The sequence below is a fragment of the Pseudarthrobacter sp. NPDC059871 genome (assembly GCF_042731175.1).
GTDB lineage: Bacteria > Actinomycetota > Actinomycetes > Actinomycetales > Micrococcaceae > Arthrobacter.
Genome location: NZ_JBHWJV010000008.1, coordinates 50,240 through 61,514 on the forward strand (window position 1 = coordinate 50,240; position 11,275 = coordinate 61,514).

11 protein-coding genes are annotated in these 11,275 nt (G+C 66.3%); 5 read left to right on the forward strand and 6 right to left on the reverse strand.

Annotation, left to right across the window (positions count from 1 at the left end; all coding sequences use genetic code 11):
* Positions 1-91: 91 nt before the first annotated feature.
* Genes ACFV4R_RS12025 through ACFV4R_RS12040 form a run of 4 tightly spaced genes read right to left on the reverse strand, consistent with a single transcriptional unit; the run spans position 92 to position 3,646 of the window.
* Entirely contained in the window at positions 92-1,216 is a 1,125-nt protein-coding gene (locus tag ACFV4R_RS12025) for an adenylate/guanylate cyclase domain-containing protein (RefSeq protein WP_377202636.1), read from the reverse strand.
* On the reverse strand, positions 1,206-1,802 hold the full coding sequence (locus ACFV4R_RS12030; RefSeq protein ID WP_377202635.1) for a PH domain-containing protein: 597 nt from the start codon (positions 1,800-1,802) through the stop codon (positions 1,206-1,208). The genes ACFV4R_RS12025 and ACFV4R_RS12030 overlap by 11 nt, the downstream gene beginning before the upstream one ends.
* Positions 1,795-2,703 carry a biotin--[acetyl-CoA-carboxylase] ligase gene (locus tag ACFV4R_RS12035; protein WP_377202634.1) on the reverse strand — a complete coding sequence of 303 codons (909 nt, stop codon included), beginning with the start codon at positions 2,701-2,703 and terminating at the stop codon, positions 1,795-1,797. The genes ACFV4R_RS12030 and ACFV4R_RS12035 overlap by 8 nt, the downstream gene beginning before the upstream one ends.
* Before the next feature lie 55 nt (positions 2,704-2,758).
* Positions 2,759-3,646 carry an SDR family oxidoreductase gene (locus ACFV4R_RS12040; protein WP_377202633.1) on the reverse strand — a complete coding sequence of 296 codons (888 nt, stop codon included), beginning with the start codon at positions 3,644-3,646 and terminating at the stop codon, positions 2,759-2,761.
* A gap of 225 nt (positions 3,647-3,871) precedes the next feature.
* On the opposite strand from ACFV4R_RS12040, the gene ACFV4R_RS12045 reads away from it, so the two are divergent.
* From ACFV4R_RS12045 to ACFV4R_RS12055, 3 genes are read left to right on the forward strand one after another with little or no spacing between them, the layout of a single operon-like run.
* On the forward strand, positions 3,872-5,455 hold the full coding sequence (locus ACFV4R_RS12045; RefSeq protein ID WP_056080090.1) for an acyl-CoA carboxylase subunit beta: 1,584 nt from the start codon (positions 3,872-3,874) through the stop codon (positions 5,453-5,455).
* Positions 5,452-5,688, forward strand: a complete 237-nt coding sequence (locus ACFV4R_RS12050; protein ID WP_377202632.1) for an acyl-CoA carboxylase subunit epsilon — start codon at positions 5,452-5,454, stop codon at positions 5,686-5,688. Before ACFV4R_RS12045 ends, ACFV4R_RS12050 begins: the two co-directional genes overlap by 4 nt.
* A 47-nt stretch (positions 5,689-5,735) precedes the next feature.
* Positions 5,736-7,424 carry a DUF885 domain-containing protein gene (locus ACFV4R_RS12055; RefSeq protein ID WP_377202631.1) on the forward strand — a complete coding sequence of 563 codons (1,689 nt, stop codon included), beginning with the start codon at positions 5,736-5,738 and terminating at the stop codon, positions 7,422-7,424.
* Between the two features lie 185 nt (positions 7,425-7,609).
* Here the strand turns inward: ACFV4R_RS12055 and ACFV4R_RS12060 are convergent, their stop codons facing one another.
* Positions 7,610-7,999 (reverse strand): VOC family protein, encoded by a 390-nt coding sequence (locus ACFV4R_RS12060; protein ID WP_377227109.1) that lies wholly within the window; start codon positions 7,997-7,999, stop codon positions 7,610-7,612.
* 229 nt (positions 8,000-8,228) lie between these two features.
* On the opposite strand from ACFV4R_RS12060, the gene ACFV4R_RS12065 reads away from it, so the two are divergent.
* A complete protein-coding gene (locus ACFV4R_RS12065; protein ID WP_377202630.1) occupies positions 8,229-9,671 on the forward strand; it encodes a dicarboxylate/amino acid:cation symporter in 1,443 nt (480 codons plus the stop codon).
* A 137-nt stretch (positions 9,672-9,808) separates the two neighbouring features.
* Here the strand turns inward: ACFV4R_RS12065 and ACFV4R_RS12070 are convergent, their stop codons facing one another.
* The gene (locus ACFV4R_RS12070; protein WP_377202629.1) at positions 9,809-10,384 is read right to left on the reverse strand and encodes a hypothetical protein; all 576 of its coding nucleotides are present in this window, start codon (positions 10,382-10,384) and stop codon (positions 9,809-9,811) included.
* Between the two features lie 162 nt (positions 10,385-10,546).
* On the opposite strand from ACFV4R_RS12070, the gene ACFV4R_RS12075 reads away from it, so the two are divergent.
* Positions 10,547-11,266 (forward strand): TetR/AcrR family transcriptional regulator, encoded by a 720-nt coding sequence (locus ACFV4R_RS12075; protein WP_377202628.1) that lies wholly within the window; start codon positions 10,547-10,549, stop codon positions 11,264-11,266.
* Positions 11,267-11,275 lie beyond the last annotated feature (9 nt).

The window sequence follows — 11,275 nt, forward strand, 5'->3', positions numbered from 1 at the left end:
CCGGCATGCGGCAGCCGGGCAGAACAAATATAGCCTGTCTAGCTATCAAATGGACAAACCCTCACCCGCTTTGACGTCAGGGGAAGAAGGGTCAGTCGACGATCAGGCCCTTGCCCAGGCCCCGCGTCAGGCGGACCGGCTTGATTTCGCCGAAACCACGGACGTTTTCGGGCGGTTGGGGCAACAGGACGAACCGTTCGTCATGTTCGAGTGCTGACGCGGTCATGGAGTCCACCAGCACCGTTCCGGGATCGGCCAGGGTGGTAAGACGCGCGGCGAGGTTGACGGTGGGGCCGTAAATATCACCAAGCCGGGACAGGATTCTGCCCCAGACCATGGCCACCCGGGCTTCCGGCAGGATTTCGTCCTCGGTGAAAGCCTGCGCCAGGGCCAGGGAGATCTCGGCGCCGGCCGCCGGGGTTTCGGCGATGTAGAGGACTTCGTCGCCCACGGTCTTGACCAGGCGGCCGCCGCCAACGGAAATGATCTCGGCGCATTTGTTTTCGAACCGCTGCACCAGGCGGGCCAGTGTCTTCTCGTTCATCCGGCGCGAGAGGCTGGTGTAGGACACCAGGTCGGCGAAGCCCACGGCCCGCGCCAGCGGCAGCGGCGCATCGTCCTCGTCGCCTTCGCGGCCTTCTTCGCTGGCCTGAAGTCCGGCTTCGGCCCGGACGGCCAGACGCTGGATGCCGGCATTGAGCTGGCGCCGCCACGAATAGACCAGCACTTCCTCGAGGGCATCCACCAGGGCCGGGAGCTCGTTGACCAGCCGCTTGCGGGCGACCGCGTCGGTGACGCCCTGTTCGTGAACGAGGTCCTCTACCAGGGCTTCGATCTGCCACACCACCATGCGGTCCGTCATTTGGCCGATGGCGCGGGTGACGGAAATGGCCGCTTCCTCGGTCAGCTTTCCGCTGCGGACGAGGTCCACCACGGTTGACAGTGCCGCCTGGTCGCGTTCGGTGAAGGCAACGTCCTCGTCGCCGAAGTTCGGGAACCCGAGTGCGCGCCAGAGTTTGCGCGCGGAAAGCAGGGACAGGCCTGCGCCCGCCGCCACCTCGCGACGGCGGAGCTTGCGTTCGCCGCCGAGCAGCCGCGCTTCAAGGGCTTTCATGGCCAGGCGCTCTGCGGACATCGCCCCGGTGGGAGGGTGCGGGTCAGTGGCAGGGGACGGCGTGACGGGATCCACGAGCTCCTGCTGGTCCTCATCGTTCATTCCGTCCACCTTCTCTCATTTCCGTCGGCACTGCCCCGTAAGGGTAATCCCCTGCATCTCCGGGCGGGAGGAGCTCACCGGGCAGTTCCCCGATGGCGTCAAGGATGAAATCCCGGAACCTGGCGGCCTCCGGCACGTCCCGGAATGTCGTCACGCCCTCATACCCGGTTTCCAAGGATATATTCCCGGAGCGCAGGAGGCGTTGAAGCACGCCCTCGTGGACTGTGAGGTTGCGGACGGAGAGGAGGTTGACCTGCTCTTCGCGCCGCCTGACGATGCCGGACCTGGCCACCATCCGCCGGCTTGTGAGGGTATAGCGTGTCGCGTGCCAGCGCATCAGCCGCGGCAGGCAGTAGCCCAGCCACACCCACGCCGCAGCCAGCACGCAAACCGTCACCAGCCACGGGGTCCAGCGTGCCTCCAGAGCCGGAACCAGGCGCCGGGCTTCCCCTCGGACGATCCAGGCGGACGCGAAGGCCGCCACCGCGGGGGCGATGATGAAAGCGGCTGCCGGGCCGGCCAGTTTCCTGGGTTGTGGGCGGGTGGTGACGATGACCTGTTCGCCGGGAACGAGGTCCTTACGCATAACCACCTTGGCCGGCGTCTTCCGGTGCGGTCCAGGGCCGCAGGTGCACCACGTCCCCCGCGGTGACCACATGCTCGCGTGAATCCTTGTCCACCACAAGCAGTGAGCCGTATTCGTCCAGGCGGGATGCATGGCCAATGATCTCGTGGTCGCCCGGCAGCTGCGCCCGTACCTGCCGGCCCAGCGTCACCATGACGGCTTCGATGCGCTTATGCAGGGACGGGCCGCCGGCCATGCCTGCCGTGGGGTCGCCGTCGGCGTTGCAGAAACTCCGGTAGAGCACGGCAAAGTGGGACAGGTAGCTCTTCAGCAGCTGGGTCCGGTCGGTGGTCTGCGCCCCCTCGAGGAACACCGAGGTGGCCGTGGGGACCGGCAGTTCGTCCTCGTGGAGGGTGACGTTCAGGCCGGTGCCCAGCACCACCGGCGGGACGGTGCCGTCCGCCATGGGGCCCATCTGGGCCAGGATGCCGGCAATCTTCCGGCCGCGGACCAGGACGTCGTTGGGCCATTTGAGTTCGGCCGGGATGCCTGCCGTTTCCAGCAGGGTTTCGCGGAGCGCCAGGGCAGCGATGAGCGAGAGCCACGAGTAGCTCTGCGTGGGCAGCGGCCGGCCCTCGGCATTGACGGGCCGCAGCACAACGGAAACGGAGACCGAACTCAGCGGCGGCGCTTCCCAGTGCCTTTCCAGGCGTCCCCGGGCAGCGGTCTGGTATTCGGCCGTCAGCACGGAAAGATCCGGCCAGGAGGCGGGCTCCACGGTCACTGCACGGAGCAGGTCGGCGTTGGTGGAGCCGGTGGAGTCCACCACGTCGAGCCGGGAAATGCCGGCGGCGGACAGGAAGCGCTGATCGCCCAGCTCCGACCTGTCCAACGGGATACCGGGGATATGCGCTTCAGCCATAGCTAAATCCTACCGAGCCGGGGAATGTGGCCGCACCGACAGCCTGCCCTTGCGGCTACAGGAATATGTCCGGAACCAGCCGGTGTTCCGGGGCTCCCAGGCTGTAGGGGCGGAAATCGGAAACCCCTGCTGCCGCCAGCACCTGCTCGTCAGTGTAGAAATTGCCCGTTGCCTGCCCGCCTGCGGGCAGGTTGCCGCCGGTCAGGATGGCATGGGCGGCATCGGCCATGATCTGTGGTCCGCGTGCGGCCTGGACGATGGCCTCGCCCTGCGGCATGTTCCTGATCGCCGCGGTGTCGATCAGAGTGCAGGGCCACAGGGAGTTGACGCTGATCCGGTCGTCCTTCAGCTCCTCGGCCAGGCCAAGGGTGGTCAGGCTCATCCCGTATTTGGCCATGGTGTAGGCCAGGTGCCGGCCGGCCCAGTGTGGATCCAGGTTCAGGGGCGGCGACAGCGTGAGGATATGCGCATTGCCGGACGCGCGCAGCGCCGGCAGGGCGAGCTTGGAGAGCAGGAAAGTCCCGCGGACGTTGATGTCCTGCATGAGGTCGTACTTTTTCATGTCCACGGCATCCGTGGTGGAGAGGTCAATTGCGGAGGCGTTGTTCACTACGACGTCGATGCCGCCGAAGCGGCCCACGGCCTCTGCCACGGCACGGGCCACGTCCTGGTCGTTGCGGACGTCCCCCACCAGGGGCAGTGCACCGCCGCCGGCCTCGGTCAGTTCCTGCGCGGCGGTGAACACCGTGCCGGCGAGTTTGGGGTGGGGTTCGCCGGTTTTGGCCATCAGGACGATGTTGGCTCCGTCCGCCGCAGCCCGCCGCGCGATGGCGAGGCCGATGCCGCGGCTGCCTCCTGACATCAGGATGGTCCTCCCGCGAAGCGAACCGGAGGCCCGGTAGGGGCTGGCGGCAGCGGTCAAAGCGTCGTTGCTCGAAGTCATGGAAACACTGTAACCCAGATAAGTTACCGGCGAGTAACATAGTGGTCCGGGTGAGGGCACGGCAGAAAATTGTAGGTTCCCTACAGCCGCGGGCACTCAGACCGTCATTAGACTTGCCAGCAGGGTTCGTTTTTTGTGTGGAAGCTACTTAAGCGCCTCCAGAGCACAGCCCGTCAACAGACTCAGCGACACTGAACCAATCTGCAACAGAGCCGGAGATACTTGATGAGCCACGATCTGACAACGACAGCGGGAAAGATTGCCGATTTCCGCGACCGCCAGGCACGTGCCGAACAGCCCTCCGGCCCCGAGGCCGTCGAAAAGCAGCATGCGCGCGGCAAGAACACAGCACGTGAGCGCATTGCCCTGCTGCTGGATGAGGACTCGTTCGTTGAGTTTGATGCCCTCGCAGTACACCGGTCCACCGCCTTCGGCATGGAAAAGAAGAAGCCCCTCGGCGACGGCCTGGTCTCCGGCTACGGCACCGTGGATGGCCGTCCCGTGGCGGTCTACAGCCAGGACTTCAGCGTGTACGGCGGTTCACTGAGCCAGGTCAACGGCGAAAAGATCGTCAAGGTGCAGGAATTCGCCCTGCGCAACGGCTGCCCGGTGGTTGGCATCCTCGACGGCGGCGGCGCCCGCATCCAGGAAGGCGTCGCCTCACTGGCCATGTTCGCCGATATCTTCCGCAACAACGTGCACGCGTCCGGCGTCGTGCCCCAGATCTCCCTCATCATGGGCCCCTCCGCCGGTGGCGCCGCCTACTCCCCCGCCCTCACCGACTATGTGGTGATGGTGGACAAGACGTCCCACATGTTCATTACCGGCCCCGATGTCATCAAGACCGTCACGGGCGAGGACGTGGACATGGAAACGCTCGGCGGAGCGCGCCAGCACAACGCCACCACCGGCACGTCCACGTACCTCGCCTCGGATGAAGGGGACGCGATCGAGTTCGTCCGCGAACTCCTGGACTTCCTGCCCTCCAACAACCTGTCCGAAGCCCCGGTTCTGGAACACGCCCAGGAAAACGCGGTCAACGACGACGACCTCGCCCTCGACACGCTGATCCCCGATTCGGCCAACCAGCCCTACGACATGCGCGCAGTCGTCGAGCAGATCGTCGACGACGGGCACTTCCTGGAAATGCAGGCCCTTTACGCACCGAACGTCATGATCGGCTACGGCCGGGTGGAAGGCCACACCGTGGGAATCGTGGCCAACCAGCCGCTGCAGTTCGCCGGAACCCTGGACATTGCCGCCTCCGAAAAAGCGGCCCGCTTCGTCCGGAACTGCGACGCCTTCAACATCCCCATCATCACCCTCGTGGACGTACCGGGCTTCCTGCCGGGCAAAGACCAGGAATTCCAGGGCATCATCCGCCGCGGCGCCAAGCTGCTGTACGCGTATGCCGAGGCCACGGTGCCGAAGCTGACGGTCATCACCCGCAAGGCCTACGGCGGCGCGTACATCGTGATGGGCTCCAAGAAGCTCGGGGCTGACCTCAACCTGGCATGGCCCACCGCGCAGATCGGCGTGATGGGCGCACAGGGCGCCGTCAACATCCTCTACCGCCGGGACCTTGCGGCTGTGGCCGAGGATGGCGGCGACGTCGAAGCCCGCCGCGCCGAGGTCATCCGGCAGTACGAGGAAGAACTCCTGAACCCCTACCAGGCAGCCGAGCTCGGCTACGTCGACGCCGTGATCGCACCGTCCGACACCCGGCTGCAGATTGTCCGTGGCCTGCGCGCCCTTCGTGACAAGCGTGCCAGCCTGCCGGCCAAGAAGCACGGGAACATCCCGCTGTGAGTGCCACCGGAACGCCGGACCCGGCAGAAACCGCCGCGGCTCCCCTGCTCTCTGTTGTCAAGGGGCAGCCGAACGCCGAGGAACTCGCTGCGCTCACCGCCGTCGTACTCTCCCTGGGCGGCCCGGAAGCGGCCAAGCCTGCGGCGCCAACCGCACGGCACTGGGCGCGCCGGCAACGGCTGGGCCTGGCACCAACACCCGGTCCGGGCGCCTGGAAGCGCAGCAAGGGCTGATCCCCGGCGCGTTCCTCGCCCGGTGGGCGCAGCCGGGCTAGTCTCGGATGGTGACTACCGACACTTCGCCCGCCGCACGCCCGCACACCCGCATCGACGCCGTCGCGGACGCCTATACCGATACCCTCGTCCGCCTGAATCCATCATTGGCGACCACCCTGGGACTTCCCGGCCGCGAAACCGAATACCAGGATTTCTCGCCCGCAGGCATCGCCGAGTTCGCAGAGGTGGCCCGCAAAGCGCTGACCGACCTTGAGGGCCTGGAGCCTGAGGATGACGTTGACGCCGTCACGCTGGACGCCATGCGCGAGCGGCTTGGACTGCAGCTGCTGATCCATGCCTCCGGGTGGGAGTACGCGGACCTGAACAACATTGCCTCGCCCGCGCAGGACATCCGCGCGATCTTCGACCTCATGCCCACCGCCACGGAACAGGACTGGGAGCACATCGCGGGCCGCGCGCAGAACGTGCCCGTGGCCGTCGAAGGCTACATCGAGTCCCTCCGCCTTGCGCGCGACGCAGGCCGGGTGGCCGCGGCGCGCCAGGTGAACATCGTCATCGAACAGGCCACCAAGTATGCCGCCGCGGACGGATTCTTCGCCAAGCTCGCAGCCGGCGCCGCCACTGAAACCGGCCCGCTGGGCACCGCCCTGCAGGAGAAGCTCGACGCCGGGGCCGCCGCCGCCCGCCGCGCCTACACGGGGCTTGCCAACTTCCTCCGCACCGACCTGCTGCCCGCCGCACCCGAGAAAGACGCAGTGGGTAAGGCCCGCTATGCGCTGGCATCACGGTCCTTCCTGGGTGCCACCGTGGACCTGGAGGAAACCTATGCCTGGGGTGTGCAGGAACTGGACCGCCTGATCGCTGAGCAGGAGGTGGTGGCCGGGACCATCAAGGCCGGCGCCTCCATCGCCGAAGCCAAGGAGATCCTGAACAACGATCCTGCCCGGCAGATCAAAGGCACCGACGCCCTCAAGGCCTGGATGCAGGAACTCTCCGACAAAGCCGTGGCGGAGCTGGCGGGGGTCCATTTCGACATTCCAGACGTCATGAAGAAACTGGAATGCCTCATCGCCCCCACCGATGAAGGCGGCATCTATTACACCGGCCCCTCCGACGACTTCACCCGCCCCGGACGCATGTGGTGGTCCGTGCCCGCCGGTGAGGACACCTTCACCACCTGGGCCGAAACCACCACCGTCTACCACGAAGGCGTCCCCGGCCACCACCTCCAGGTGGCCACCGCCACCTACCGGCGCGAACTGCTCAACAAGTGGCGGCGCAACATCTGCTGGACCTCCGGACACGGCGAAGGCTGGGCCCTCTACGCGGAAAAGCTCATGCAGGAGCTCGGATACCTCGACGACGCGGGCGACCATATGGGCATGCTGGACATGCAAAGGATGCGCGCAGCCCGGGTGGTGTTCGATATCGGCGTCCACCTGGAACTGGAGGTGCCCGCACGCTGGGGCACCGGCACGTGGACCCCGGACAAGGGATACGAATTCCTCAAAGCCAACCTGCCCATCAGCGAAGGACAACTCAACTTCGAGTTCACCCGCTATCTCGGCTGGCCCGGCCAGGCACCCTCCTACAAAGTGGGCCAGCGCCTCTGGGAACAGATCCGCGCCGAACTCGAGACACGGCCAGGGTTCGACCTCAAGGAGTTCCACACCAAGGCCCTGAACATCGGCTCCGTTGGGCTCGATACCCTACGGCGGGCGCTGCTTTCATAACTCGCTGCGCGGCCGTGAACGCAGTGAAGTCCCAGCACAACGCCGTCCCCGCCGCAGGCAGCCGGGCTGGCTACGGTTCCGGTGATGCGTAAATCATCTCTTGGCCGTCGCCGCACCGGTGACGGGAACGGGAAACTGTTCGGCTACGGAATTAAGCAGAAGGAGATTCCTCGGCCCGGGTCGGCTCACGTACCCTGCTGGTCTGTAGGTGGGTGTTCGGCCACGCAGAAGAGGTTCCCCTCCAGATCAGCAAGAGTTGTCCACTGCACGTGCGGGAATTCGTCCAGGACGTCCCACCGGTAGGTGGCCCCGAGGCTCAGGAGGCGATCGACCTCTGTCGGTCGTGACCCCCAGGGGACAGTCAAGTCGAGGTGGAACGGTTGATGCTCGGGGCGAGGACCGGTCCTGGGTTGGAAGAACATCGCGAACCCTCCGGGACCAGCAGGTGGCAGGTAGACGCTGTCGCCACCGGGCGAGGGAAACGCACCGGTCACGGACGCCCAAAATTCGGCTAGCGCGGCTGGATCCTGGGCCTCCATGTTGATCGCCCCAAGGGCGATCTGATGAGTCGTCATTATTGCAACGCTAGCAGGACCCAGAGCGCCCCCCCCCTTCTTGTTCACGTCGGCGCGTGAGCAGGTCACTTTCGGGAGATGTTAAGCACACCGCCGCTGGGAATAAGTAACAAAACCCGCTGTCCGCCTTGGAATTCCGGGGTATTCTGTTTCTTCCGGAGACTGGGCGTGCGTAACATTTCTCAATGTTGTTTCGGCGTGGTAGGCAGTGCGGACCTAGCGTATTCGGGTGAGCACTCAGACAAGCACCCCCTCCCCCGCAGGGAAGACGGGCTTCCAGCTTCCCAAGTGGGCTGGATCGTTCGGCTTCCAAATCATCGCCGCACTCATCGTGGGCCTTGCCCTCGGCCTGCTGGCCAAGTACACCGGCAGCACCAAGACCAACCCCAACGGCCTTGGCGCAACACTGCAGACCATCGGATCCAGCTACGTGTCGCTGCTGCAGACCGCCGTCGTGCCCCTGATCTTCACGGCTGTGGTGAGCTCCATCTCCAACCTCCGCCAGGTATCCAACGCCGCCCGGCTTGCCTGGAACACCCTGCTGTGGTTCGCCATCACGTCCCTGATCGCGGTGCTGATCGGCATCGGCCTGGGCGTCCTGCTGCAGCCCGGCGCCAACACCGGCATTACTGAGGAAGCCAAGTACGCAGGTAAGTCCGGCGACTGGTGGTCCTTCCTGATCGGCCTCTTCCCGAAGAACTTCCTCGGCCTGGGCGCGAGCTCCACGGTTGCCGAATCCGGCGCCGTGACCACCTCCGTCAGCTTCAACGTGCTGCAGATCCTGGTGATCGCCATCGCCGTCGGCGTTGCCGCCCTCAAGGTGGGCAAGGCAGCCGAGCCCTTCCTGAACCTCAACGCCTCCGCCCTCGCCGTGATCCAGAAGGTCCTTTGGTGGATCATCCGCATCGCACCGCTGGGCACCGTCGGCCTGATCGGTAACGCCGTCGCCGTCTACGGCTGGGACACCATCGGCTCCCTGGGCAAATTCACGGTTGCCATCTACGCCGGCCTGGCCCTGGTGCTGTTCGTTGTGTACCCCATCCTGGTCCGTACCCACGGCCTGTCCGTGAAGCAGTACTTCTCCGGTGTCTGGCCGGCCGTCCAGCTGGCCTTCGTTTCCCGCTCCTCCGTGGGAACCCTGCCGCTCACCCAGCGCGTCACCGAGCGCAGCCTGGGCGTCCCCCGCGGCTACGCCTCCTTCGCGGTCCCGCTGGGCGCCACCACCAAGATGGACGGCTGCGCCGCGATCTACCCGGCCATCTCCGCCATCTTCGTGGCCCAGTTCTTCGGCATCCAGCTCGACTTCAGCCAGTACCTGCTGATCGCCCTGGTCTCCGTCCTGGGATCTGCTGCGACAGCCGGCACCACCGGCGCCGTGGTGATGCTGACGCTGACGCTCTCCACGCTGGGACTGCCGCTGGCCGGCGTCGGACTGCTCCTTGCCATCGACCCGATCCTGGACATGGGCCGTACCGCCGTCAACGTGGCAGGCCAGGCCCTGGTCCCCACCATCGTGGCCAAGCGCCAGGGCATCCTGGACGAAGCCCTGTACAACGCGCCCCGCAACGGCACCCCGTTCGTTGACGACGACGCCGACGCCGACAACGGTGCCGCTACGGACGGTACTGCTGCCGACACCGCGCCCCGCGAACTGCAGGACGCCAAGGCATAATCAACACCGGGTGCCACCAGGCGCCGCGAATGTGCAATCACAGGAAGTCCCCGGGAATTCTCCCGGGGACTTCCTGTTGTCCCGGGCTTTTGCCCTGGGACGCTATCCCCGGCCTGCCGGGGCCCTGAGGCGCGCGGTCAGTGTCCGCCGCCGCCGATCACTCCGTTCTGAACCGCCTTGGTTACGGCGTCCGCCTCGGCCTGCGTCAGCTTTCCATCCGTGACGGCCTGGTCCAGGCGGGTCTTGAGCTCTGCCGCCCGGTCTGCCTGTGCCGCGGTGCGGAGCTCGTCGAGCGCCGCCGTTACCTTGGCTTCGTCAATCCCGAGCGATGCTGCCAGGGAGTTGGCCAGCGCAGCTTCGCGGGCGGCCACGTCGGGCTTCTCACCCTCGGCCGGCGGTCCACTGGGCTTGTTGGCCTCGCGGAAAGCCTTCAATGCGTCAGTGACCTTTGCCTCGTCCACACCAAGCTTCTGCGCCAGCGCTGACGCCTGGACGCCGCCGCGTTCACCTCCGCGTCCGCCATGGCGGCCCATGCCGTCATGGCCTGTGCCGGAGCCTGTGCCCGTGCCGGCATCGGCAGAGGCACTGGAACTGGCGCTCGGCGAGGGGGTGGGCGTCGTCGTGGCTGAGGCCACTCCCGCCACTCCAATGCCGGCCCCCACGGCGAGCGCCGCGGCCGACAGGCCGAGCGCCATCTTCTTCCTGCGTGACATTCTCTTCTCCTGCTCCGCCGTCGCCAGACGGCTGCTGTGGTTTGACCCTTTCCGGGTCCTACCAAGCATCCGTGCGCAGGTTCGGTAAAGGCTGTTGGGAGCCTTTCATTCTCCTGTGAATTTAACTTGCCCACTGTGCAAACTTGCACGTAGTGTAAGAGCGTGAATTCATCCTCGTCCCCGCCTGATGCGCCCGCGGCTCCCTCACGCCGCGAACTGAACAAGGCGGCCACCCGGCAGGCCATTACGGACGCCGCGCTGGCACTGCTCCGGTCCAAGGGGCCCGGCGGCTTCACGGCTGAGGACATCGCCGAGGCCGCCGGCATCTCCCGGCGCACCTTCTTCAACTACTTCAACAGCACCGACGCAGCCTTGGCGTCCGTGACGCACGGCTTCCTGGATATCGTCATCCGGCAACTGCAACTGCGGCCCGCGGAGGAACCACTGCTGGAGGCGGCACAGGCCGCCCTCATGGCCCTGGCGGACCCCAGGACGGTGGAGCCCCTGGCCGAGCTGTTCGCCCTGACGCAGCACAGCCAGCTGATGGCCCACACCGAACTCGAGGCCTGGGACCACTGCCGCGCCCAGGTCTTCACCGTGGCACGGGACCGGGTGGCAGCAACGCCGGACGGTTCGGACGAGCTGTACGTCCACGCCCTGGCCGGCTCCGTTATCTCCTGCGGCAAGGCCGCCATGGAGGTCTGGTTCAGCCGCCGGGGACCCGACCTCTCGCCCGCGTCCCTTGCCGAACTCCGGCAGCTCCTTATCGACGCCATGGCCCTTCTGGGTTCCGGCTTCACCCCGCCGGCCGGCGCCGGCAAATCCACCGCGCCGGCCACTCCGGCCCGCACGTCAGCCCCATCAGCCGCCCATTCCTCCTGACCAGATCGG